The 23096-nt window shown below is 46.5% G+C and carries 27 protein-coding genes; 1 reads left to right on the forward strand and 26 read right to left on the reverse strand.

Features of this window, described 5'->3' with window-relative positions:
• Positions 1-168 precede the first annotated feature (168 nt).
• From pcrA to MUB35_RS05675, 5 genes are all read right to left on the reverse strand, one after another.
• Positions 169-2382, reverse strand: a complete 2214-nt coding sequence (gene pcrA / locus MUB35_RS05645) for a DNA helicase PcrA (protein ID WP_244805833.1) — start codon at positions 2380-2382, stop codon at positions 169-171.
• 509 nt (positions 2383-2891) lie between these two features.
• Positions 2892-3929 carry an N-acetylmuramoyl-L-alanine amidase gene (locus MUB35_RS05660; RefSeq protein WP_255785590.1) on the reverse strand — a complete coding sequence of 346 codons (1038 nt, stop codon included), beginning with the start codon at positions 3927-3929 and terminating at the stop codon, positions 2892-2894.
• A gap of 54 nt (positions 3930-3983) precedes the next feature.
• Positions 3984-4205: a holin gene (locus MUB35_RS05665; protein WP_244805834.1), complete on the reverse strand. Its 222-nt coding sequence runs from the start codon at positions 4203-4205 to the stop codon at positions 3984-3986.
• 2 nt (positions 4206-4207) lie between these two features.
• Positions 4208-4465, reverse strand: coding sequence for a hypothetical protein (locus MUB35_RS05670; RefSeq protein ID WP_178598929.1), 258 nt, complete (start codon positions 4463-4465; stop codon positions 4208-4210).
• Positions 4466-4634: 169 nt separating this feature from the next.
• Positions 4635-5036: a hypothetical protein gene (locus tag MUB35_RS05675; RefSeq protein WP_244805835.1), complete on the reverse strand. Its 402-nt coding sequence runs from the start codon at positions 5034-5036 to the stop codon at positions 4635-4637.
• Between the two features lie 181 nt (positions 5037-5217).
• Here MUB35_RS05675 and MUB35_RS05680 point away from each other — a divergent pair, with 181 nt between their 5' ends.
• The gene (locus tag MUB35_RS05680; protein WP_018595234.1) at positions 5218-5466 is read left to right on the forward strand and encodes a gp53-like domain-containing protein; all 249 of its coding nucleotides are present in this window, start codon (positions 5218-5220) and stop codon (positions 5464-5466) included.
• A gap of 6 nt (positions 5467-5472) precedes the next feature.
• Here the strand turns inward: MUB35_RS05680 and MUB35_RS05685 are convergent, their stop codons facing one another.
• From MUB35_RS05685 to MUB35_RS05785, 21 genes are all read right to left on the reverse strand, one after another.
• Positions 5473-6369, reverse strand: a complete 897-nt coding sequence (locus MUB35_RS05685; RefSeq protein ID WP_244805836.1) for a collagen-like protein — start codon at positions 6367-6369, stop codon at positions 5473-5475.
• Positions 6370-6381: 12 nt separating this feature from the next.
• On the reverse strand, positions 6382-7281 hold the full coding sequence (locus MUB35_RS05690) for a collagen-like protein (protein ID WP_244805837.1): 900 nt from the start codon (positions 7279-7281) through the stop codon (positions 6382-6384).
• A 14-nt stretch (positions 7282-7295) separates the two neighbouring features.
• Positions 7296-7937 carry a hypothetical protein gene (locus tag MUB35_RS05695; RefSeq protein WP_244805838.1) on the reverse strand — a complete coding sequence of 214 codons (642 nt, stop codon included), beginning with the start codon at positions 7935-7937 and terminating at the stop codon, positions 7296-7298.
• Positions 7934-8341 (reverse strand): hypothetical protein, encoded by a 408-nt coding sequence (locus tag MUB35_RS30600; protein ID WP_304657668.1) that lies wholly within the window; start codon positions 8339-8341, stop codon positions 7934-7936. The genes MUB35_RS05695 and MUB35_RS30600 overlap by 4 nt, the downstream gene beginning before the upstream one ends.
• On the reverse strand, positions 8334-8564 hold the full coding sequence (locus tag MUB35_RS05705; RefSeq protein WP_244805839.1) for a hypothetical protein: 231 nt from the start codon (positions 8562-8564) through the stop codon (positions 8334-8336). Before MUB35_RS05705 ends, MUB35_RS30600 begins: the two co-directional genes overlap by 8 nt.
• A complete protein-coding gene (locus MUB35_RS05710; protein ID WP_244805840.1) occupies positions 8509-8649 on the reverse strand; it encodes a hypothetical protein in 141 nt (46 codons plus the stop codon). The genes MUB35_RS05705 and MUB35_RS05710 overlap by 56 nt, the downstream gene beginning before the upstream one ends.
• Before the next feature lie 13 nt (positions 8650-8662).
• Positions 8663-11263: a phage tail protein gene (locus tag MUB35_RS05715; RefSeq protein ID WP_244805841.1), complete on the reverse strand. Its 2601-nt coding sequence runs from the start codon at positions 11261-11263 to the stop codon at positions 8663-8665.
• Entirely contained in the window at positions 11263-11916 is a 654-nt protein-coding gene (locus MUB35_RS05720) for a phage tail family protein (RefSeq protein ID WP_244805842.1), read from the reverse strand. Before MUB35_RS05720 ends, MUB35_RS05715 begins: the two co-directional genes overlap by 1 nt.
• Before the next feature lie 56 nt (positions 11917-11972).
• Entirely contained in the window at positions 11973-14390 is a 2418-nt protein-coding gene (locus MUB35_RS05725; RefSeq protein WP_244805843.1) for a phage tail tape measure protein, read from the reverse strand.
• Between the two features lie 201 nt (positions 14391-14591).
• The gene (locus MUB35_RS05730) at positions 14592-15191 is read right to left on the reverse strand and encodes a Gp15 family bacteriophage protein (protein WP_244805844.1); all 600 of its coding nucleotides are present in this window, start codon (positions 15189-15191) and stop codon (positions 14592-14594) included.
• A complete protein-coding gene (locus tag MUB35_RS05735) occupies positions 15188-15640 on the reverse strand; it encodes a hypothetical protein (RefSeq protein WP_244805845.1) in 453 nt (150 codons plus the stop codon). Before MUB35_RS05735 ends, MUB35_RS05730 begins: the two co-directional genes overlap by 4 nt.
• A gap of 40 nt (positions 15641-15680) precedes the next feature.
• Positions 15681-16148: a phage tail tube protein gene (locus MUB35_RS05740; protein WP_244805846.1), complete on the reverse strand. Its 468-nt coding sequence runs from the start codon at positions 16146-16148 to the stop codon at positions 15681-15683.
• A gap of 18 nt (positions 16149-16166) precedes the next feature.
• The gene (locus MUB35_RS05745) at positions 16167-16556 is read right to left on the reverse strand and encodes a hypothetical protein (protein WP_244805847.1); all 390 of its coding nucleotides are present in this window, start codon (positions 16554-16556) and stop codon (positions 16167-16169) included.
• The gene (locus MUB35_RS05750) at positions 16553-16960 is read right to left on the reverse strand and encodes a minor capsid protein (RefSeq protein ID WP_244805848.1); all 408 of its coding nucleotides are present in this window, start codon (positions 16958-16960) and stop codon (positions 16553-16555) included. The genes MUB35_RS05745 and MUB35_RS05750 overlap by 4 nt, the downstream gene beginning before the upstream one ends.
• Positions 16953-17303 (reverse strand): putative minor capsid protein, encoded by a 351-nt coding sequence (locus MUB35_RS05755; RefSeq protein WP_244805849.1) that lies wholly within the window; start codon positions 17301-17303, stop codon positions 16953-16955. Before MUB35_RS05755 ends, MUB35_RS05750 begins: the two co-directional genes overlap by 8 nt.
• Positions 17290-17679: a hypothetical protein gene (locus MUB35_RS05760; protein WP_244805850.1), complete on the reverse strand. Its 390-nt coding sequence runs from the start codon at positions 17677-17679 to the stop codon at positions 17290-17292. The genes MUB35_RS05755 and MUB35_RS05760 overlap by 14 nt, the downstream gene beginning before the upstream one ends.
• Positions 17680-17694: 15 nt before the next feature.
• Positions 17695-18888: a phage major capsid protein gene (locus MUB35_RS05765; RefSeq protein WP_244805851.1), complete on the reverse strand. Its 1194-nt coding sequence runs from the start codon at positions 18886-18888 to the stop codon at positions 17695-17697.
• A 6-nt stretch (positions 18889-18894) separates the two neighbouring features.
• A complete protein-coding gene (locus MUB35_RS05770; protein WP_244805852.1) occupies positions 18895-19428 on the reverse strand; it encodes a phage scaffolding protein in 534 nt (177 codons plus the stop codon).
• Positions 19429-19659: 231 nt separating this feature from the next.
• Positions 19660-19875, reverse strand: a complete 216-nt coding sequence (locus tag MUB35_RS05775; protein ID WP_244805853.1) for a hypothetical protein — start codon at positions 19873-19875, stop codon at positions 19660-19662.
• Entirely contained in the window at positions 19872-21563 is a 1692-nt protein-coding gene (locus MUB35_RS05780; RefSeq protein ID WP_244805854.1) for a phage minor capsid protein, read from the reverse strand. The genes MUB35_RS05775 and MUB35_RS05780 overlap by 4 nt, the downstream gene beginning before the upstream one ends.
• Before the next feature lie 9 nt (positions 21564-21572).
• Positions 21573-23090 (reverse strand): phage portal protein, encoded by a 1518-nt coding sequence (locus MUB35_RS05785; protein WP_244805855.1) that lies wholly within the window; start codon positions 23088-23090, stop codon positions 21573-21575.
• Positions 23091-23096 lie beyond the last annotated feature (6 nt).

Raw genomic sequence — 23096 nt, forward strand, 5'->3', positions numbered from 1 at the left:
AAGGCATGAAAATCCCGAGACAGCCAGCGCGATATGGAGCAGAATGCTCCATATCTGTGCATCACGAAGCGTGTTGCTGGGCACGCAGTGAACAGTAATTATCCCGGTACCGGTCACAGAGTGAGCAGTAACTTTATTTCTATTCAGCTTCTGCAGATTTCTCAAATCTTATTCCACTTTTTTCAGTTTTGCAAATGACGCAAACATTTTCTTAGTCCCTGACTTGTCGAAATCCACGGTCACTTCATAGTCACGGCCGCCTTCCACGATATTTTTCACAACACCCACACCAAATTTGATATGCTTCACCGTGTCACCCACATTGTAAGACAGTCCCGCTGATTTTTTCACCTCAAACTGCTTTGGTATGAATGCAGGCTGCTTAAACGCCTGTTTCATCTGCTTCATCGTATTGGGAAGCGGAATCTCCTTGATCTTCTGCTCTTTAAAGTCTCTTCCCAGGTCCACCAGTTCCCTTGGAATCTCCCGGATAAAACGGGAGGGCTTATTGTACTGTGTCTCACCGCGTATCATTCTTTGCTGCGCACAGGTCAGCGTCAGATCCTTCATGGCCCTTGTGATACCCACATAACAAAGCCTGCGCTCCTCCTCCAGCTCTGCCGGGTCATCTGCCGTGATGGTCATATAACTCGGGAAAATACCATCCTCCATGCCGGCCAGATATACATAAGGAAATTCCAGACCCTTCGCACTGTGCAGCGTCATAAGAAGCACCTGGTTTCCATCCCCGTCCACTGTGTCAATATCGGCGATCAGGGCAACCTCTTCCAAGAATCCGCTGAGTGTGGAATCTTCATTTTCCTCCTCATAGGAAACAATCTTTGTGATCAACTCATCGATATTTTCAATCCTTGCGTCTGCTTCCTCTGTGCCCTCAGCCTTTAACTCCATCACATATCCTGTCTCCTCAATAATATCATTGAGCAGCTCTGACGGCGAAAAATACTCCGTCTTACTTCTGAGGCTCTGGACAAATGTGACAAAGGGTTCGATTTTGGCTGCTGCCCTTCCAAGGGTAGGAATATTCTCTGCTTCTTTCAAAGCATCGTAAAAGCTCATGTCGTGCTCAGAGGCGTAATCCTGCACCTTTGCAAGAGTGGTTGCCCCGATTCCGCGTTTCGGCACATTGATGATACGGCGCACAGCCAGATCATCTCTGGCGTTGTCCACAGTCTTCAGGTAAGCCAGCAGGTCCTTGATCTCCTTTCTGGCATAGAAGTTGACGCCTCCCACCAGTTTGTACGGAATATTTGCCATAAGGAATTTTTCCTCGAAAAGACGTGACTGGGCATTGGTCCTGTACAAAATGGCACAGTCTTTATACTGGCAGTCTGCTTCCCGCACTTTCCTGCTGATATCTCCCGCAATGAATTCGGCCTCCTCATATGCATTCATAAACTGCCTGTAATGCACCAGGGAACCTTCCTCATTGTCTGTCCACAGGGATTTCTCTTTTCTTCCTATATTATTATGTATCACCTCATTGGCAGAATTGAGGATATTCTGGGTAGAACGGTAATTCTGTTCCAGTTTGATTACCTTAGCGTCAGAAAATACCTTCTCAAATCCAAGGATATTTCCGATATTTGCCCCCCTGAATTTATAGATAGACTGGTCATCATCGCCCACCACGCACAGATTCTTATATTTACTTGCCAGAAGGCTTACAAATTTAAACTGTGCCGTATTGGTATCCTGATACTCATCCACCATAATATAACGGAAACGCTCCTGGTAATAGTCCAGCACATCCGGACATGCCTGGAACAGCTCCACTGTCTTCACGATCAGATCGTCAAAATCAAGTGCGTTGTTTTTTCTCAGCTCTTTCTGGTATTCCTTGTATGCCTGGGCAATCTTTTTCTTGCTGAAATCAGACATATTGTTCAGCTCATATTCCTCCGGCGTCACCAGTTCATCCTTTGCCGAAGAAATGGCGGAAAGTATGGCCCTCTCCTTATGTACCTTCGTATCGATCTGCAGACGTTTGCAGATATCCTTCATCAGACTTTTCTGGTCATCTGTATCATAAATGGTAAAATTGTGGTCAAATCCCAGCCTGTCTATATATCTTCGCAAAATACGCACACAGCTTGAATGGAAGGTGGAGACCCAGATACTCTCAGAGCCGAATCCCACGATTTTATCCACACGCTCGCGCATCTCACCTGCCGCCTTATTGGTAAATGTGATAGCCATGATATTCCACGGATTCACACCCTTTTCCTCGATCAGATAGGCGATCCTGTGGGTCAGCACTCTGGTCTTTCCTGAGCCCGCTCCGGCCAGGATCAGCACCGGCCCCTCTGTGTGAAGGACTGCTTCCTTCTGCTGCGGATTCAAAGTGTCATATATACTCATAAATGTACCTCCATAAATCAACAATAGAAAGCACATTTTGTACTTTCTATCTCCATGTATCAAAACACCTGTTCCTACAATATAACACAGCTCCCCGGGGCAGGCAAGCGTTTGCCGGGGATTTCTGCTGTTTTCGGAAAAATCCATTTACAAATAGTTTTAAAAACTATATTTTCTCTCAAAAATGTACCAACCATGCGGGTTTCAAGCGTTACAAAATGTCCAAAAACCGAAAAAGGGGACAAAAAGGGGACAAGAAAGGAAAAATGAATTAAAAAAGCATCTCTAAATAAAGCGTAATTGGCCGGTATTGTAATGGTATCGGTCATTATTTTTATTTTATACTTGCAAACAACCACATAACATGTTATGATAATCATGCACATATACGCTGTGCAAAAATATAGTCCTGGGGACCGGCTACGGCTGGTCCTCTTTTATTTGCCCCGGCTCATCACCGGGGCTATAATTATGCTGCAGACTCGACGTCGAGCCGGATCACAACACTACTATTTAAGTGCTCCTGAGCTATCTGTATAGCACATCTTACCGGACTTATCTACATAGTAGACCTTACCACCCGTTCGCACCAGATCATCCGCAACCATAGCACCGTTGGCTTTGAGATAATACCATTTTCCATTATCCTGCAGCCAGCCTGTCTGCATCCATCCATTGCCGTCAAAATGGAACCATACTCCGCCGATTTTCTCCCAGGCGTTTTTAGTATAGCCGCCATCTGAATGGCGATACCACCAGCGTCCATCACGTACCTGTATCCAGTTATTCTTTTTAAGGTATGCGTCCACGGCTGCCTGTGTCTTCTCTCCGGCACATCCGTCCGCAGTAACACCTACAAGGCGCTGTACCCGGATAGTCTGCGTCTCTGTATCCGGCCCGAAATCTCCGTCTACTTTTATGCCGCTGCCGAACGTGTTTAACGTCTTCTGCCATTTGGTGACTGCCGCCCCTATGTCACCTCTGGACAGCCAGTTTTTAACATTTCCTACAGGAGTGCTGCCAGACATTGCACTACCTGTAATCCCGGCTACAATAGCACTTGCCATTTTCTCCACGGTATACCTTCCTGCGTCTCCGGCATTATCGCAAAAACAACACTCAACCAGCAGGGCCGGGCTTGATGTGCGCCGCAGCACATAGAGGCTAGAATTAGTCTTCACCCCGCCACCTCTCTTGATATACCCTAACTCACCAATCCTGTCAGCAATCCTCTGGGCGTATGGTTCCGCCGCCGTGCCCCAGTTATAAACAAATACTTCTGTTCCCTGCGCCTGTCCATTAAAGCAATTAAAATGGATAGACACGTCCAGATCCACGGCGTGAGCATTGCATTTTGCCACGATTGCGGCCAGGTTTCCGCTTACACTGCCGGAATCCTCATCTGTACAATCATATACTGTATGCCCTGCCGCGCGGAGCTTACTGATTACCAAGTCCTTTACTTTCCGGTCTTCCGCGGTCTCTGAAAATACCCCCGAAGCTCCTGGAACCTTATAATTATGCCCCGCATGTACGTTAATTCTCATAATTCATTCCTTTCTGCTGGCGTAACTACCAGCGCAAATAAAAAGAGGGCGATATTACTCTCCCTCTATTTTCGACTCAACCTCTGGCAAACCAGCAATACTGGTCAGCATGGACAATACCCCTGCCAATATAGCGGCAGATAGTACATATTTCCAATCCACCTGTCCCATTGCTGCGGCGGTACCAATACCAGCAATTGCAGCCTGGGCTATGGTCTTAACTGCTCTGATACCTGCCTTTTTCACCCAGTTCATCCAATACTCTTTATTCCTCATAGTCACCCTTCTTTCTTCTCCAATATGGTGATCCGTGTCTCGTGGTCATTCAGTTTATTATCCTGTTCCTCGTTGTGCACCCATATCCGCTCATGGGATTTGTGGTTCTTTTCCGTCAGCTCGTCCATTCCCTCATCCAGCATATTAAGTCTGTCGATCAGTCGGGTTATGGATGTGTTCAGCTTTATGATCGGTGTGCCGATGGAGATTGCAAAAGCAGTCAGGGCCACAATAACACCAAATACTTCCCATTCTGTCACATGTATATTCCTCCTCACTCAAAGATTGAAATACAACTATTAGCCAGCAAGGAGATTCTCCTTCTCTTCCTGGCTGATCCAGCCTTTCGCGGCAGCCTTTTCTACTACTTCTGCATTTCCGGTCTTTTTATATAACCTCGCAATTGTCTCAAACATTTCGCGCACCTCCTTACGCAAGCCCCAGACTTTCAAGCACCAGGGTGTCAACAGTTTCCTCCAAAGCAGCTATACGGGCCTCTGTTTCATCCGGTTTCTGCAGCTCCACAAGGATAGCAACTCCTTTGACAGGCACCGGATTTCCTTCCGCATCCTGTGTATGGTTCACAACAGCATCCATCTGCTTTTCAATCCTCTGGATTTTTGTAAATCCGGAATAGATTTTAAACACCTCTTCATTATAATCAATCACCTGGATCCTGCTTGTATTGGCAGCATCTGACAGCAGCGTCTCATACTCCATGATATTTTTATTCCCCGGGACTAATCCCAGAGTGAGTGAATCACCTGACACCTGGATACCATCTGCGATAATCTCCAGCTCCTGTCCATTATTTAATCTAATTTTACCCATATCTTTCACCTTTCCTTTTTTTGATTTTCTGCATTAAAATAGACCGCTCATCACGGTCTGGCTCTGATTTTCATATAAATCACCTGCTTTCGTAGAAAAAAATCCTCGTCACAACACGCCTGGATGGGTGTATTCTGGTAAAAATTCTTCGTTTCTTTAGCTAAACTCCGCTTTAGGTGGAATGGCGATTCAGACGGGAAGAGTTACTATAACCCCGAAGCCAAATGAACCCACTATGAAAAAGGTAACTTTCCCGAAACCCTTTAAAAGTCAGCCCGGCGTAGTGATGACTGTTATTTCATCCGTACCAGGCACAAATGTTTTGGGAATTGGTACAAGTAATAATACAAAAGATGGGTTTGAAGCATATGTTACAAGGATAAATGATACAGAGACAATTATGGTGTGGGTTGCAATAGGGCCAATGTAAAATAGGCTATTTTGCTGGTCCTATTGCTACCCACATTACTGTACTGGTTGCAGTTCCACTACGTGTAAGATAAATGTTGCATCCACTTTTTGTTACATCAGACGCAGATGTCCCGGTTATGGTTGTCCCCGGTACTGAACTGGCAGGACAAGTAATAACAACCGGTGCTGACGCAAACTCACGGCTAAACTCTACTGCTTTTGCAGTTGGTGTGTTTGCTTTTGGCGTAATATCCACTCTTCCGGTAAGAATTTGAAATCCTCCCAAAGCGGAGTTTAGCGCAGTAACTGTATCCTGCACATTACTTTTTGTACCATCGGCTTTTGTAAAATCAACATTTGCGGCAGTAGTTTTGGGCTTAACCTCATTTTGAAGGTACGTCAAAAAATCAGAAAATAACATTTTCTTCCCTGTACCAGAGGATTCTTCCAGCAATAAAGCATCCGTACTGGCCGGAGTTACTTTACTTGCCAGATCAATCACACGGCTAAATGCAAGATACTTTGTATCCTTCAGCCATTTAGATATCTTACCTACTAAAGTTCCTATTGTTTCACCCGTTGTTAGATTTAGCCTGGATGACGCGTCCGTAAAAGATACAGGAACCGTAGCATCTACCTTTCCCGCTGGTCCCTGCGGCCCCTGCGGGCCTGTAGCACCGGTCGCACCTTTTGCTCCCTGCGGACCGGTTGCTCCTGTGGCTCCAGTCGCACCGCGTGATGGTTTTCCGGTATCTGTACTGCCCAAATACCAGTTTCCATTGCTCCCTATCGTGGGTGTCGTTCCGTCTGCACCCTTTGGTCCGGCCGGGCCTTGAGCTCCAGTGGCTCCGGTTGCACCCTTCGGCCCTGCGGGTCCCTGAGGTCCAACCACAGAGCCTAAATCTGTTTCAATCAATGCCATGTTTCCGCCTCCTTACTGGAATATTGCATACAGATGTCCACTCCGGATCTCAAAGGTCGGAGTCTTGCCGTCTGCACCCGCTGGTCCCTGCGGCCCCTGAGGCCCTGTGGCTCCGGTTGCACCCTTTGCTCCAGTCGCTCCGGTATCTCCTTTCGGTCCCTGCGGGCCTGTAGCTCCCGTATCTCCCTTTGCCCCTTTTAATGCAGCCAACTGGGCAGATGTAAAGTCCGCATAGGTGAAAGCGTCTCCTTTATCACCCTTATCACCTTTTGCTCCCTGCGGGCCTGTTGCGCCTGTCGCACCTTTTGCTCCCTGTGGTCCTGTCATACCAGTTGCACCAGACAAGTCTGTGATATAGGTGTATGCCGATGAGCCTTTTACATACAATTTCGCATTATCTGCATCATTGACGTTTCCGGTGTCGATCATGACAAACTGGCCAACCTTCACACCGTCAGATGCATAGCCGCTGTTCATGGCACTGATACTGGCATAGGTCTTTGCAATAGTAAATGCTTCGCCGGCAGGTCCCTGCGGTCCCGTGGCGCCTGTAGCTCCTTTTGGTCCTGTGGCACCGGTTGCTCCGGTGTCTCCCTTCGGCCCTTGCGCTCCGGTTGCTCCAGTATCTCCTTTCGGACCCTGTGCACCAGTCGCGCCTTTGATATTACCTGTCTTCGCCCAGGCTCCTGATGCCCTTTTATAGACATCAAAATTTGCAGTATTGAGGAAGAAGTCCCCGTCTTTCCCCTGGGTTGTAGGAGCCACCGTACCAAACAGCCATGTTGCACCGTCTGCACCTTTTGGTCCGGTTGCACCCGTATCACCCTTCGGACCTGTAGGGCCTGTTTCACCTTGTTTACCCTGCGGTCCCTGTGGTCCTACAATACTGCCTAAATCAACTTCTCTTGCCATGTCTTATCTCTCCTTTACTTTTGATATATTGCATACAAGTGGCCATCCCTGATCTCAAATTCTGGTGTTTCACCTGCCGGTCCCCGGATATCCTCTAAAATGATGAGGCTGTTCCAATCATTACTGTCCGTATATCTCCATTCAATAGCTGTCCCCGTATTCCGCATTTCGATCTCCCGCTCTCGGATGGGCAGTCTTACTTTTGTACCGGTTGGCTTATCGCCGGACATCAATTGCAGGACATCCTCTTGCAGTGACAGGTCATCCGCCTTGTTTTCCAGCTCCTTCAATATCTGGCCGATGGTGTCCCTGTTACCATTCGGCCTGTTAAAAGGCTCCGGGCGCTGCCGTCTCTTTACTGGCAGGTCAACTGTCTTTACTGTCTCTCCGTGCATTTCATCACATACATACACATATGCGACGATATCGCCCCCGTCTTCCAGCAGATCATCCGGTATCTCCACGGATGTTCCACCGTCTTCTATTCCGTGCCCAATCTGTATCAAGGCTATATCCTGATACTTTGATGCAAAATGGATCTCGATGGGATCCGGTAGATGCAGGCCGTAAAGGCGGAGTTCCTGTCCATAATCCCACTGTGTCAGCCCATAGGCTTTAACATAGTCTTCCCATTCTTTAAATACAGCTCTTATCATCCTCCCGCCTCCTGAACATTATGTGTCATAATAAGATGCCCGGCCTCATTGATGTGCATGGAGAAGGTCCCGATGGGGAGCTGTGTCACCACACCGTCCTTTCCTGCTGGCCCCTGGGGGCCTTGTGGACCAGCAGGACCTTGTGGGCCAGTGTCTCCCTTTTCCCCTTTTGGCCCAATCGGACCAGCAGAGCCGGTGGCGCCTTTGGGACCTGCAGGACCAGTATCACCCTTTGCGCCCTTGAACTCGCCGCTGTTGGCACGCTTTACAACATCCGCAGCATCTGTCTGGGCTTTTGACGCCTCACTGTTCACCTTTTCAGCCAGGGATATCATGCTTCCCCTTACTTCCTCTCCATAGACTGCATCCTCAAACGCCTGTATCTCTTTGCTGATATCAGCCATCTGCCTCACTCTCCTTGCAATCCTTTTCCCAGTCAGCCCTATCCTGTTCATATTCCTTTTGTGCGACCTGGCTTATTCCTATCAGGTATTCGCCCAGCAGCATCTCCAGCAAAAAAGGCGGCAGCCCTGATTCCGCCACCACCCTTGCAAGTGATCCTTTAAACGCTTCAATCCTTACGGTCACTGGTCTTTGTCTTTGTGGTTCCTGCATCTTTTCTGCCATATAATGCTCCTTTCATATTAACTGCCACTACTTCTTTGTTTTCAGCCATAGGGGATTCTTCCCCTTCCACGATCTTGATCTCCATTCATACCTCCTCATCAAGGGCCAGCTAAAACAACTCCGTTCTCTACATCGACACTGCTATATGACCAGCCTATTGTTCCATCGCCGTTATCCCATATATCAGTGATGATCGGGATATTTCCTGACCACCCCTTGTATCCTCCAGCCTGCAGGTTTTCTACTTTCAGGTTTTTTATAGTGAAATTATGCATATCAAGACTGCACCCTGCATGTAATGTATCCGCCGCATAAGTGCCTACACTTTTTGATGCATACAGCCATTTACTTGTATATACACCCGCTGTCGAACTCTCCATCCAGGCCCAGCACATATATGCAGCCTGGTATTCCAAGTCAAATACAAGTCCTCTTTTGGAAGGGTCAGATTTCCAGTTATTTGTACCAATCTTTCCAATCTCATAGCCGTCACGCCAGAAGTGGTTTCCATTCTGGTCAAATGCCGCCCTTTTTTTGCTGGCTGTTACACCATAATCATAAATAGCGATCTCGCCAGCAGAGATCTGGACATACTTGCTGCTGTCATTAAATGCTGTAATAACTTTGTTATAATGCTGGATGACGTAGCTCCCGAATTCATTTTTGGTGACCTTACTCTCAATACTATTACTCAGGATAGTTATCTGTGCCTCATTATAATCCTCGTAACTCCCCAGCAATTCTACATCCTTGATATACACAGGTACGCCTGACACGTAATCATAAAGATACAGGTACTTTGTACCATCCGTAGTAAGGTCATATTCAAATTCAAACTGTGTCCAGGTTCCTGATTTGATATCTCCAGCCGTTGTGTACTTTGACACAGAGTTGTAGCTGCAGCGCACCCTGGCCCTGGGTGCTGTTCCGGCATCTCCAGCGGCTTTGAAGCGCACCTTGAATTTGCCAGCCTTCATCTTTGTAAAGGTTTGTCTCAGACTCGCGGTTGTGGATGCGCCTGAAAACTTTACACACTTTCCCAGAGGTGCAGCATCTGCCAGTGTTATGACTGCAGCATCGGATACGGTCCATCCGTCCAGATCATCTGCAAGATCACCATTCACAACATAATCATGCATGACATAACTCAGCTTTTCGTTGACAGACAGGGTTATCTTATCCTCTAATGCCTTGATCGCTGTTGTTGTATAGCTCTCTGCATATTCTTTTGCGCCAGTTTCAGCATTTTCAATTTCCTTTTGTACAGACTGTCGGTACTCTGTTGACAGTGCCTCCGCCTGTACAGTACCTGCTTTGATAAATTCACCTGCCAGCACCCCGTCTATGGTCCACGCATTTTTGTACGGCCCGGAAAATCCCTCACGGGAAAAGCCGATACCGTTCATATTTATCTGCATGATGTTTGTTGCATCTTCTTTTTGCGGAGCATTCATATACAGATCCCGCAGCCACCTGCCGTCTTCGTCAAATTCTGTAACTTTGTATCCACCGTTGCTTCCTGTCATCATCTGTGTAGCGTTATCTATAGCTGACTGTAAAAAGGAGCTGGTCTGATGTACCTTCTCAAATTCGTTTTTCGTCTGAGAGTTCTGTGCCTGATTCTGCCGGACATAATCCTTTCTGGCCGTAGTTCCAAGCTGCATCCTGTCCTCTTCCGGTGCCTGCAGATGCAACTCCCGGCTATAAACTGGAAAATACCGGTCCATGCCAAAGGGTTCAGCCACGGCATGTATGCTGTCCCCCAGTTCCCAGGATTCAAAATCCGCATTCAGGATAGACGCATCAACTGCTGTGATATCCAGCGTCATGGTCTCATACTGGTTGTCTGTCAGCCATTTTTCAGCTTTCGCCTTTAGGTTGGCCGGTATAAAAACATCATCCCAGTCAACGACCCTGTATATCCATCCATAAATATCCACAGCTTTTTGGATATACACATAATCTTTCCCGCTGTTTACAGATGTGATGTCTGTATAAGCGTCCAGTCCTTCTATTGGGCTTTCATCAAGCTTTCCACCACGCGGGATGCAGGCAGTAACGATATTCTCCCCTGACACGTTTTCGACGTAATCAATGAGATTCGCACCGAACTGTACCGGTTGCTCACAGATCTTCCCATAATCCTGCAACGTCACAAGGTCAAGATATCTCTTTCCACCTGTCTTACGGATGCGCAGGTATCCGTCCAGCTTATCACACAATTTTTCCCGGATGCAGTCCAGAGTGGTCTCCTGGTTTGTATACCGGTACAGACTGTCATTGCTGTCATGCACCGTCACGATGCCCACATAAAAGCGTTTCTTCTCCTCGACCTGGCTGTTATGGATATTGAGCCATGTCTCCAGCATCTGCCGGGGGGACAAGTCATGATAAACGGCCTGAGGCTGTACACTGTCAAACAAAAAAGCAAGTTCACCGACTGCGTAAACCTGCTTTATCTTATCTATATCCTTGTCAACGCTGCGTACCTCACCATAAAAAATCTCTTTATCATCCTTCGTCACCTGCAGCATAGATATCCTTGTCTGGATGTTCTCGTATTCCGGATTATCTTCCGGCAGGGAAAAGGTAAAGGTTCCGGAATCATTCACAGTCTGGCTCAGTATACTGTCCGCAATGACGGCCTCCTCGTCCCCCGGGTAATAAAGGATGCGCCCATCAAGATAGACTTTGTACATCACAGATACCTCCCTCTATAGTCAATGGTCAGTTCCCCTGTGCCGGTAAAATTCAGAGTGACATCTGTTTTTCCTACCCGGATCTCTGGGATACGGTTCCGCCCGACGGTGAGAGGGTAGGACTTGCCGCCAAATGTAGCCTTCAGATTACTTGCTGTCTTCACCTGGAAGATAGGAGCTGTGCTGATGCCACCCCCTGCTATTTTGACAGTTTTATTGCTTGATGTGATCTTGATATCTTTCAACACCCGGATCACCCCGGAATGGAAGTTGAACGGGTCCCACAGCCAGTCTTCCGCACTGGTTGTCACATCATATTTAAAAGGTTCCGCAGAACCTGTCAGGACAAACTGGGACAGCACCGGATCGCTCTTTGTACTGTCCAGGTTGAGGCGCACCATGTAGTAATAATCCGGCTGGTCATCCAGTATCATTTTCATTTTCTGACCATGTATGGCTGCAGCAATCTCTGAATATCTTGCAAGCCAGCTTTGCCCAGAACCGTCAACAAGGTCGAAGATTATTTCTATTCCCTCACGCCTACCATAATAAACAGTCCCGTCAACCTCTGTCAGGTCCAGGACACCATGCGCTCCTGCCACATCGACAGTTTTTTCCTTCGGCTCCGGCATTGGTATATGATAACTTAACAACTTTAGTCCCCAATCCCGTGCGGTATGCCAAGTATCAAATGTTATGCCTGTGCTCATCATGTCCTCCTTTCGTTGATTTTTCCCATTTCCTCACTGACAACGGGAGCAATGATTTTTCCTACAGGTTTCTTGTCCAGATACACACCCATGCCCTTCATTGCTCTGGCGGTTTCCTGGCCTATGCGTTCATAATCTATTTCTGTCTGTGGCTGTGCCGGCGCAACAGATCGCTGATTCTGTAATGCAAACATGCCCTGTAATCCTCCTAACTGCCTGTACATGGCATTTTCCTGCTTTGTTAGGACCGCCTCGCCTTCATCCAGGTATGCCGGGAAATAATCGGCTGGGACATAATCCATACCAACCTTCAAGCGGGGCAGAGTAGGCAGTGAAAAGGTCCCTCCGCCTACAAATGGCACCCATTCCGGTATTTCAAAATATCCTATGCTATCCGCAAGGCTGTTCCATCCGTCCACTATCGCATTCAAAGGAGCTTTGAAAAAGTCCACAATTCCATCAATTATATTATGAAATATGTCCACTATATTTTGCCAAGCGCCTTCCCAGTTTCCAGCAAACACATTTCTCACAAAATCTACTATACTGCCCAGGATATCCGTTATTCTTTTTATTTCTCTTTCTACAAGTGACACAATCCCACCAAATATGGTTTCAAATACTTTCATAAGAGTTTCAAGTATTGGGATCAAAAAATCAGTTATTGTATCTATGATAGGCTGTAATGCTTCTACTAATGGTACAAGAGCTTGATTGATCAGATCCACAATGGGTCCCATCAGGTCCAAAAATAAACCTATAATAGGTTCCAATAACTGAATCACTGTCTGAAAAATTGGCAATAGTGCATTTACAAGCTCAATCAGTGGTGGAAGAGCCGCACTGATTATTTCAATCAAAGGTGGAATCAGTGCCTGGAACAACTCAACCAAAATCGGAAGTATCGCTTCGATAAATTCACCCAAAAGTGGCGCAACCTGGGAAAATAAATCCAAAATGACTGGCAGGATTTCTTCAATAAGCTGCATAAGGGGTTCGCCCAAAGCCGTTATTGTTTCTAAAAGTACAGGCAAGATATCCTGGATGATTGGCATAAGCTGTTCAGCAAACCCCGCGATCATCTCTATCAGCGGTGGCAAACTTTCCTCAATCAGCGGCAGCACATCCTTGATAAGGTCAGAAAGCAATGGGATAAGTTGTTCACCCAACGGTATAAGCAGGACTTCAATAGCTCGTTTCAATCCCTCAAACATGGACCCAAGGTCATCATACTTTACTGCTTTGATACCCTCCATTGCATCCGCCGTATCATATGCGCCGTCCTGTATGTCAGCCAAGGCAGTAACTGCATCAGGTCCCAAATCCTCCCACATAGTTCCAAACAGGTCGACACCTGCTGTATTCTGTGCGAGCGGGTCTTCTATTCCCGCTAAAGCGTCAATCGTCTGCTTGAAGGCTTCCTTTGCGCTATCACCGCCTGCCGCGAATTTAGCGGCCATCTCATCGGCATTCAGGCCAATTGTCTCAAATCCTTCTTTTGTGGTATCAGAGCCATCAATCACACGGATAGACATTTCTTTTACGGCGTCACCAATCTTGTCTAGGTTAAAGGCACCGCTGTCAGCACCTTTTTGGAATATCTTAAACATGTCATCGGCATCCATGCCAACTTTGGCGAACTGCACAGAATACTCATTGATACTGTCAATAAATTCTCCTGAAAAATCAAGTCCATTCTGGGCACCGGCTGCGATCATATTCATGGCATCCGTTCCGTCCATGCCGAATTGTTCCATCATGGTGTTCGCAGCTCTTACAGATTCTTGGATGTCAAGTCCGAAGGTGTCCCGCAAAGCAAATGCGGATTCCGTAAACTCCTGCAGACCGGCAGGGTCCCAGTCATCTACTACCGGTCCGATCTGCTGTCTGATCTGCGACATGGCGTCTGCAACATCTTCAAAGCTATCGCCATAATTGTTGGTATAGACATCCTCCATGAGCTTTTTGTAGCGCTCTGTATACTCTGTCCCAACGCCTGTACTCGCCACGAACTGGTTCATGGCCTTATCAAAATCATTGGCCGTATTTACAGCAGCTACGCCTACACCTACAACGGTGGTACCTGCGGCAAGCATCCCTGTGCCAATGGCTTTAGCCGCGCCCCCGGCAATACTCTTTAGCTTTTCACCATGTCCTTTAGCAGTCTCCTCGCGCTTTTTGCTGGATTCCTCATCTGACTTTTCCTGCTCCTCATTCTGCTGCTTATGGTGCTGAGTAACGTCTTCTTTGACTTTCTTTTTTGTTTCGGCTGTCTCCTTCTCAGCCTGCTCAGATTTTGCTGCCGTCTCTTCTGTGGATTTCTCGACCTTTTTCTCGGCGCTTTTAAGGTCTCCCTCCAAATCGCTGTCATCTGCCCGAAGGGTATATACAACCTCACCGTCACCTTTACCCGCCATGCTCTCACCTGCCTTATATCTCCAGACAGGCACAAAGGCACAGCGTCTTGTTATAGTCTTAGTTCAAATTGTTTCCTGCAGGACGAATTCTTGCATTTTAAAAAGACGCCCCTGCAGACAGCGCCCTTCTCATAAAACGGATATTGTTCATGTCCACAATAGGGACATACGACTTTTTTCATCTTTTCTGTTGGTTTCTCTTTATCCATTCCTCACCGCCTGTGCTTCCAATGCTGAGAACAGAGCATCAAGCCCCTGCTGTCCACCGCCACCGCGAACCGGCAGAGCATAATAGGATTTCAGTTCTTGTATTTCCTGTATCTGCTTCTGGTTGTGGCCGTCGTAGCGCGGCACCTCCATACTGCGGATCTTCATGATCTCTCGGATTTTTGTATGTTCGGAAAGTCCCTGGAAGAGAGCGATAAACTTCTTCCAATGAAGCCGTCCTTGTACATCTATCAGATCAATCCCATAATCAAGCATAAAACTTGCATAGATATATTCTGCATCCTCTTCAAAATCAAAGACAGGCAACTGCTGTTTAACAGGCGGTCTCTGCTTTGTATTGACACAATTCTTATAGATGTCATTCAGCAGCTCCGTCCTTGTCTGCGGTGTGATCTTTTCTGGTTTAGCTACACCAAACATTTTCAGAGCCTGATCAAGCTTGATCACATCCGGAAGCTCCTCACGATATAACCGCTGTACATCCAGGACAATATCAAATGCGGCGTTTATACAATATTTACGCCTGCCAATCCGCACTATATCCTCAATCGGTTCTGTTAAAAATCCCATCATTTCACCTTCTTTAAAAAGGCTCTCCTTTGTTTCCGGTTGTATGACTGTAGGATTGACTGCTGATTCTCCTGTTTGATTTTTATACACTGTGGTATTACCACCTGTGTGATAAAAGGAGTTACCTCTCTGCACATCTCTATATATCGGTTATTGTAAAACTGTACGATTGTTTCGGTATCCTCCGGTCCAAATACGGCCTCAAACAGATTCACAACCGCTGTTCCCAGCCTTTCATAACAATCCGCATCCACTTCCCCTGATTCAGACTGACGTTTTATTTCTGTGGTCTCAGCTAGGGTCTTTGTAAGTTCAGCATATTTCCGGTTTATCTTCCCCACCATGTCATCCGCATCCAGGGATACATGCAGGGTGTGAGCTATTGTTCCATCTTCATTCATAAGTTCAAAATCTTCGACAAACTGCTTTCTTCGCTTTGCCTGATAAGCCATTTTTATTCCTCCAATCAAAAAAGGAGCCGTTAAGCCCCTCTTACGCCCCAGTACCAATTGTTGGTCTGCCGTTACCGTGGATTGTTACAGTCAGCGCATTCACCGCTCCAGAATCACCATAAGCAGGTGTGATATTAGCCAATGTTACCGGCCAGATAATCACTTTGTCACCTTTCTGTAGTTTCAAATGGGTTTTACGGGCTGCGCCCAGTCCATACATTACTTTATCAGACAAAATATATGTACATGCTTCATCGTCCGGTTTTACATCCCCCGTAAGAGTAAGTGTCATCTGTGCACCGGTCACTTCTGTAGTGCCCCATCCTTTATCTTTCCAATAAGTTGCCTGATATAACACCTCGTTCAAAGCCTGAGCCATGTTCTTTGTTAAGTTACCCAAATCTGCCCATGTCGCCGTCTCCGCTTCCGGTGCAGTGTTTATATGGGCCGTGGTTTCCCAGTTCATCTCTGGGGTTATTGTGTTTTTCGGTAATGTTGGTTCTGCCATTTCTATCACCTATCCTTTCTAATAACATAACTTGCAATTCAAAATGCAGGAATAGTGCCAGGTTCCGTCCTCATCCCTGCCAATTTTTGATGGTTCTTTTGCAATAGTGGTGTCCAGCCATGAAAAAGTATGACCCTGTGGATAATTCCGCAGCCGTTGGAAATAATTGCAGATATCAGATAACTGCTCTATGCACCTCTGTTGGCTTATATGCCGGCACAAAAAAAGCACAGGTACGGTTTTGACCGTGCACTTGTTGTAATACATGGTTTCCGTAAATCCTTCTCCCACCTCTGCATATAGACTATTTCTGGCTGACAGCTCATCCAGCGATATCTTACTATCCAGCCTACAGTTATCCTCTGCAGCACTCGCAAGACACTCTAAAAACTCAATCTGTGTTGTCATCTCTTTGCCAGCTCCTTTACTGCATTCTGGTAAACCTGCTTCCACTGAGCTCCATACACATCCTTGGCGTATTTTGCCCATTCCATATGTGCCAATGCGGACGTAAAAGACAGCTTTTTAGGTCCATATGTCCGATTTGTAGGATTTCCGTACATGACTTCTCCGTGCCAAAGATACTGTGCGTATGGTTCATCCCAGTGCATTTCGAATTTCAGGTCACGGGCACGGTCATCACTGTTGTTAATGCCGCTATCCTGCAAAAAATGCTGGTCTACAGGTACATGCTGCGTAGTATCTTTCAAAGCCTGCTGTCCCATAAGGGTGAGTCCATCATTGCTGACTGCCCGAAGCTTTGTAAGTGTACCAGCACGGTTAAAAGTCACCCTGGATACAATTTTAGGCATATGCTATCAACCCCAGTTCATAATGGTGCAACCGCTCCCCGTCATAGAGAGGTTCCACAAGCTTCACCTGGTACTTCTGGCCGTTAAAAACAACCATATCATCCACGGCAAAAGCAAACCTCTGTGGCCGGCTGTTCCTGCAGTCATAAAAGAGTGTTGCCGCAAGCTGGATCTCTGCACTGTTCTTATCCCGGACAATCTTACTGGACGGCTCTATACGGACATGTGATAAAAGATATTGTGCTTCCTTCTCCACGGTCCCCCATCTATCTGTTTCCGCAACCTTTGACAGCGTGATACTGTGTATCAACAGCTTTTTGGGTATCGCTTTAATAGCAACCACCTCCTCGATACAAAAGCCCTGTTGGGGCTAGGATACGCAGCGCACGTGGTGCATAAATAGATTGTTGTGTGCTGTTGCCTGCACCGGATGCCTTGGAGTAATTAAACTTACCAAGGCCGGCGCTCTGCAGGTCTGACCCATTGTCCATATCACTACCGCCGTTGGAGTCCAGGTACTCGATCTGGGCGCATATAGCCTTCATGATACGTTCCTTGATATCTGTTCCGTATGCGTCCATCCGCGCATCACATATCCGGTACATGCACATCTCTTCTACCAGTTCTGCGGCCCGTTCTAAAAGAGACGGGAAGTCGGCATCGTCAACCGGCTCCCCGTGGAAATCTTGCTCATAGTAATCCTGTGTTACATACGGCATCTTGACCGCCTCCTATCATTTAGCAGGAATAAGCGTTGCATCTTTTGTCACGGCAGCGCTATCTACAATCACGCTCTCATTAACCTGGATGTACCCGTTCTTTTTAATCTTTACAGGATACATTCCCGGCCGGAGATTAAACACAGCCTGTCCTGCGGCATTGGTTTTCAGTCTTGAACCGTTCACATCTACGATAGCATCTTTGATAGCTACAGGGGATTCTGTATTATCTTTTACTGTAAACGTAACGACCTGTGTTGCAACCGGAGTCGTCGGCTCCAGGTACGCGAACGGGCATCCCAGACGGTCAGAATCAAGTCGGGTGGCCGGATTCGGCAGCGCCCAGCCCATGCGGAACACAACGCGCAGAGCGATCATATCCTGCTGAGCCAGGTTGTACACAATCTCTTTTGTCACAGGATCCTGAATGACTCCCTGGTCCAGAATCTTTACAGTGACATCCTGACGGATAGCGAATACTGCCTGCTTAAAATCACCCGCAACCAACTGGGCAATATCCGGATAAAATCCACCATTTTCAGGGAAATGCATGGGTGCACCATCAAGTGCATACGGGGTACTGCCCTGCATGTCTGTCTTGAAGATTGGCCTTCCGACTTCATCTCTCAGGCCCCTCAGTTTTGCTTTCATATGCAGACCAGAAAGTACACCGCTTACCCCATATCCATACTGTTCAACTTTGGCAAATACCCCATTTTCCCCCAGCAGGATATCATAATAATTGGAATCTGCGCTCACCGGTACATTATTCCCAGCCTGTCTGGCAAGCGTGATGATGTCATTCTGCCATTCACGCGGCCTATTGTCTCCAAAAATAACAGCGGCATCTACTTTCTGGCCGATGGCCTCATTTACCCTCGGTGTGATCTCTCCCATGATGTCAAATTCTGCATCATCCGATACAGCTTCCGGGATAGGCACGATAACGGCCAGTTCTCCGGCTGTCAGCCACACATTATCCCACGCCTGCCTGGTTGTCTGTTTCATACCAGTATCACCATCCACCCAATAAGCGGTGGGAAGAAAATCCAGAACCCTGATCCTGGTCTGTTTGCTGGTCATATTCGGCAACTTCTTTGCCTGACTCATAAATATGGACTGCTTCGGTGCCTCCTGGAAGATTGTCTGAACTACCTGTTCACGGATGATCGCCTCTGCGTCCTGTCTGTTTGTAATATTAACTGCCATAATTGTTTACTCCTTTCCAAATAAGCTTCTTAAAGCTTCGTTTGCCTGCGTTTTTTTATCATCTACTGCTGGGTTTGGTCCCGCTGTGACTGAAACCATCTTAGGAAGCGGTTTTGCCGGCTGAAAAAGATAATCATTTTCTTTCTTTACCACTTCCAGCGCCTTCTGGATATCATCTTTCTGGTTCTTGCTGGTTTTTAAACTATCCTGGTCAAGCAATGCCATCACTGCCTTTGCATTTCTTGCACCTGCCGATGTGATAGCCTCTTTCAGGGCATCTTCAAAATCCCTATCGGCAAGTTTCTGCTGTATCTCCGTGTCTTTTGCTGCCAGATCTTCTGTGAGTTTTGTGATTTTCCCCTGCAGTTCCTGTATATCCACACCTTCGAAGCTCTTTAAGGTCTGCTGTGCCTCTCCTAACTGCCGCTTGTATTCATCCCTGTCGGCCTTCAGGTTTTCTATGTCAGTCCCGTTGGCAACCATAATTTTGTCTACAACTTCTTTTTCTAAACCCAGTCCTTCTAAAAATTTTCTCTGCATTTCTTCTCCTCTCTCCATACGCTTTTTACGGGGTCGCTCCCACTGGTCCCGTAGTTTTACGACATCGGACGGTCATAATTTAAACACAAAAATAAGACGCTTCACCCCGCGCCTCAAAGGGAGATAATTGGATCACCTCCTAAGTACGTTTAAAATGTTTCAAGTTTATTCCTCCTCTCCCCGGTTGCGCCGGCGCAATAAAAATACCACCGGCCAATTAGTCAGTGGTATTTATTCCTCGTTATTATAGAAAATATCATCGTAAATCTTCTGTGCTTTTTGTCCCCATTCATTTAAGTCATAATCTTCATCAAACCCCTGATAGACAATCAATTCATCCAATGGATCCAGTATATCATTTACTTTTTCTGATTGGATCAATGCATCAGCATTTTTAAAATTTTCTTTCAAAAACTTTATTTCGTGCTCTCTCAACTTAACCATCATTTATCACTCCTCGGTTCTGTTTGAATCAATTCTTCCGTATCTGGGTTATAAGAAATAGAACACTTGCCTCCAACAATCCTTTGGCTTTTCCTTCCCATGTTGTCAAGTTTAACTGGAAGGACGGTACCGTACCTCACAGTATCCTCTATATCTGATAAATAAACACCCTTTCGTTTCCCTTTTGCCGGAATGTCATCTGCCGCTTGCTGACCTATCATCCTATCTACAAAATGGGCTGTGATTCCAGATATTTTCTGTCCATCTGGCAGCGTCATACGCGTAAGTGACTTTTCTGCGGTAATATAATTTTCTTTAAACTGATCATACCCAACAAGAGGAGAAATACTACCTTTTTTGACTGCTTTCACATATCCATTATATATCCGGCTTTCTTTACTATCATTGTACTTCAAATCATAAAAGCCTGCAAGGGTTTTGGGCCCGCTTTCCGCTCCAATTGATTTTGCCCATTTTTTATAATGGCTCTGTGCCTTTCCAACTGATTTTGCACTCACACGCTTATCAAAACCAACAACCTGTTCTCTGTCTTTCCGTCTATGCAACTGTTCATTTTTATCAACATAAGCTTTCAACTTCGCCTCTTTGGATTTCAATTTAACAGCTGCATCCTCAAAAGCATCTTCCGCTCCAATCTCATCATACAGCATGCATTCCCGTTTTTGCTTACGGACATCCCGTTCAAAGGCACGCTGCACCTGAGTCTCTTTATACAATTTATCATTTGCGTCCATGTCCTCAGTAGGAAAATACCGGCGAATACTTACACCCTCCATGTATGGGAAGATATGGTGTCCACAGTTGATTCCCAGCAGGCCGTCCGGCTCCCCGTAGCTGGATGTATTCCAATGCGGGTACTTTTTGGATTTGTTGGACCGGTCAAATATTTTGCCCTGGTCCCTGGCGCATTTTGGACGAGCGCCGGAATGGCTGTCCACCTCTACCAGATCAAGCCCATAATCATCTGCCCGTGCCATCTGTACCTCTGCAGCCATCGTATTACTGGTAGACCGCATAGCCATATTGACGTAAGCTTCCGGAGTCCACTCTCGCCCCCGCTTATCAACAAAAGCAGGTATACCCTTGTCATTAAACTCTTTGATACACTTTGTAAGGGCCTGCTGACGGGATTCTGCCCCGATCACTGCAGAGGTTGCATGTTTGTTTAGGATATCAAGCTTCTGCTGTTTATCGGCTATTTCATCAGCCGTTGACACTATATTGCCTACCAGTTTCTTATAGGCATCTCTGGCTTTATACAGCATAGTTGTATTACAAAGGTTCAACGTATCTTTCGCCTGCCCTCGCATGGTAGTCAATACCTGTTTTACATTTCTGCTTTTTTTTGCAGGTACTGCCTCACCTACCAGACCACGCTGTACAAGCTGCTTCATTCCAGGTTCTACTTCTCCCAGCACTTTCTCCGCCATCTCATTGAGCATACGTTCCATTGCAGTTTGAGAGAGGCCAGTGGATTTTGCTATAATCTTGATATTTTCCTGATTCAGTTTCCCGATCTCAGCCAGCTTCCGCATCAGCCATTCATCCGATGCAATCGGCTGATCATAATCTTTGCAATGACGGACGATATTTGCCATAAGCTGGTCCTCCAGGTCCTGAAATGTGCCTGTAGGGATATCTGCAGCCCTTTGACTTTCCAATGGGGTCATGCCATCACCTTACTTCTTATCAGCCGGACCAGTTTTTTCATGGCCCTGACTATCATCGGTTTTCTTCTTTTTTTCCTCTTCAACTTCTTCGGTGTCACCATTCTCCGGTTCTGATTCATTCAAATCTCCTTCTGTCCAGTCCACATCCTGCCCGGTGATCTGACTGTCCTCTGCCATCCGCCTTATCTCTTCTCTGGCCTCTTCCTCTGTACATTTGTTCACTTCCATGATTGCCGTGATACGAGAACGTAGGTCTGCCTGGGTGAGTTTGATATTTTTGTCAATTATTGCGTCTGTATCCCTGACAATGGAATCGTCCCACACATAGGTGGCTGTATAACTGCCAGAGGGCGCCAGGTTATAAACGGTACAGTAAAAATCAATAGCATAGAGCAGGTCATCCAGTGCTTTCTGCAATTCTGCCTGTGTGTCAGATACAAATTGATATGATCGTTGCTTGCTGGTTTTTATTTCCTCCGCTGTCTTATCAACATTATTCGGATCTGACAGGGTACCATATGCCAGGTTGCAGGCAAACTCGATCAGTCTTAGCTGGTTATTCAGGCCATTGAAATAAGACTGGTCCCGAATATCCGGGGAATAAGGTTCCAACAGCGGTTTATCTGTAGCGCCCACATTATAATCAAATGCCCGATACAACCTCTCTTTTCCTTCTGGTGCTTCAAACTCCTGTGTTTGAGGGTTCAGCCGTAAAAGGCTCTGCGCCATATGCACGGCTGCTTCTTTTGCATCATATTCCCAGTTTATCTGACTGTATCTCCGATCAGCCTCTCTTATCAGATGAGGCGCCCTTGAAAATACGGATACTCCCAACGGACTGTCTGAATCCTCTGCGTTGGCAAGAGGCACCTTAAAATATCCAAATGGCAGTCTGTCCACACCAGAAAAAGAAATAGATGGGACCAGCTCTGCCCATCTATCCACTATACCTATATTGATCTCGCTCCCAAGTGTAAAATCATTGGTGCTCAGAAATGCCCTGTTAGTAATTGTTAGCACCTGATTCTGTAGTGCATGAATCTCAAGACGGGAATATATCTTACTTCCACGTCTAAACTGCTCAAGAAAAACACACTGGCTGATTTTTCCGGAGCTGTCGAAGCTGATAGGAAAAAAACAGTCTGCCTGGATAATCTGCACGTCAATACCGTTCAAAGAAGGATATGGTTTGAATATCAATCCCCCTTTCGCGCACCCGTACTCGGTATAGATCCGAAGGCTGCCCAATACTTTTTGGTACACCTTATCTATATACTCAGCCCGTGCACTGCCTTTGCATTCTGTTTTTAACTCCAATGTTGTGAGCCTTGCAATCTCTCCTGCAATGGTCGCAGGTAATCCCATCACGTCCACGTTTTTACTCTTCCAAGGCGGGTGATTCTCATACATCCTGGACCAGAGTTCTATCTTACTTGCCATTTCTGATGACATACAGAAATCTATACTGGTCTCAGATGATTCATTCAAGACCTTTTGTACCATCATCATCATTTTTGAATATCTCATATCACA

The organism is Blautia sp. NSJ-175 (genome assembly GCF_022867815.1).
Classification (GTDB): domain Bacteria; phylum Bacillota; class Clostridia; order Lachnospirales; family Lachnospiraceae; genus Blautia; species Blautia celeris.

Excerpts from the sequence above, each read along its gene's own strand:
- MUB35_RS05750 (WP_244805848.1), bottom strand. The coding sequence starts at position 16,960 with ATGCCTAAAATTGTATCCAGGGTGACTTTTAACCGTGCTGGTACACTT.
- MUB35_RS05780 (WP_244805854.1), bottom strand. The coding sequence starts at position 21,563 with ATGACCCCATTGGAAAGTCAAAGGGCTGCAGATATCCCTACAGGCACA.
- pcrA (WP_244805833.1), bottom strand. The coding sequence starts at position 2,382 with ATGAGTATATATGACACTTTGAATCCGCAGCAGAAGGAAGCAGTCCTT.
- MUB35_RS05745 (WP_244805847.1), bottom strand. The coding sequence starts at position 16,556 with ATGACAACACAGATTGAGTTTTTAGAGTGTCTTGCGAGTGCTGCAGAG.
- MUB35_RS05775 (WP_244805853.1), bottom strand. The coding sequence starts at position 19,875 with ATGATGGTTAAGTTGAGAGAGCACGAAATAAAGTTTTTGAAAGAAAAT.
- MUB35_RS05690 (WP_244805837.1), bottom strand. The coding sequence starts at position 7,281 with ATGGCAAGAGAAGTTGATTTAGGCAGTATTGTAGGACCACAGGGACCG.
- MUB35_RS05715 (WP_244805841.1), bottom strand. The coding sequence starts at position 11,263 with ATGTACAAAGTCTATCTTGATGGGCGCATCCTTTATTACCCGGGGGAC.
- MUB35_RS05660 (WP_255785590.1), bottom strand. The coding sequence starts at position 3,929 with ATGAGAATTAACGTACATGCGGGGCATAATTATAAGGTTCCAGGAGCT.
- MUB35_RS05740 (WP_244805846.1), bottom strand. The coding sequence starts at position 16,148 with ATGGCAGAACCAACATTACCGAAAAACACAATAACCCCAGAGATGAAC.
- MUB35_RS05710 (WP_244805840.1), bottom strand. The coding sequence starts at position 8,649 with ATGGAGATCAAGATCGTGGAAGGGGAAGAATCCCCTATGGCTGAAAAC.
- MUB35_RS05765 (WP_244805851.1), bottom strand. The coding sequence starts at position 18,888 with ATGGCAGTTAATATTACAAACAGACAGGACGCAGAGGCGATCATCCGT.
- MUB35_RS05675 (WP_244805835.1), bottom strand. The coding sequence starts at position 5,036 with ATGGGTAAAATTAGATTAAATAATGGACAGGAGCTGGAGATTATCGCA.
- MUB35_RS05695 (WP_244805838.1), bottom strand. The coding sequence starts at position 7,937 with ATGATAAGAGCTGTATTTAAAGAATGGGAAGACTATGTTAAAGCCTAT.
- MUB35_RS05665 (WP_244805834.1), bottom strand. The coding sequence starts at position 4,205 with ATGAGGAATAAAGAGTATTGGATGAACTGGGTGAAAAAGGCAGGTATC.
- MUB35_RS05770 (WP_244805852.1), bottom strand. The coding sequence starts at position 19,428 with ATGCAGAGAAAATTTTTAGAAGGACTGGGTTTAGAAAAAGAAGTTGTA.
- MUB35_RS05760 (WP_244805850.1), bottom strand. The coding sequence starts at position 17,679 with ATGCCGTATGTAACACAGGATTACTATGAGCAAGATTTCCACGGGGAG.
- MUB35_RS30600 (WP_304657668.1), bottom strand. The coding sequence starts at position 8,341 with ATGGCTGATATCAGCAAAGAGATACAGGCGTTTGAGGATGCAGTCTAT.
- MUB35_RS05730 (WP_244805844.1), bottom strand. The coding sequence starts at position 15,191 with ATGATGGGATTTTTAACAGAACCGATTGAGGATATAGTGCGGATTGGC.
- MUB35_RS05725 (WP_244805843.1), bottom strand. The coding sequence starts at position 14,390 with ATGGCGGGTAAAGGTGACGGTGAGGTTGTATATACCCTTCGGGCAGAT.
- MUB35_RS05735 (WP_244805845.1), bottom strand. The coding sequence starts at position 15,640 with ATGGCTTATCAGGCAAAGCGAAGAAAGCAGTTTGTCGAAGATTTTGAA.
- MUB35_RS05785 (WP_244805855.1), bottom strand. The coding sequence starts at position 23,090 with ATGAGATATTCAAAAATGATGATGATGGTACAAAAGGTCTTGAATGAA.
- MUB35_RS05685 (WP_244805836.1), bottom strand. The coding sequence starts at position 6,369 with ATGGCATTGATTGAAACAGATTTAGGCTCTGTGGTTGGACCTCAGGGA.
- MUB35_RS05705 (WP_244805839.1), bottom strand. The coding sequence starts at position 8,564 with ATGGCAGAAAAGATGCAGGAACCACAAAGACAAAGACCAGTGACCGTA.
- MUB35_RS05680 (WP_018595234.1), top strand. The coding sequence starts at position 5,218 with ATGGCGATTCAGACGGGAAGAGTTACTATAACCCCGAAGCCAAATGAA.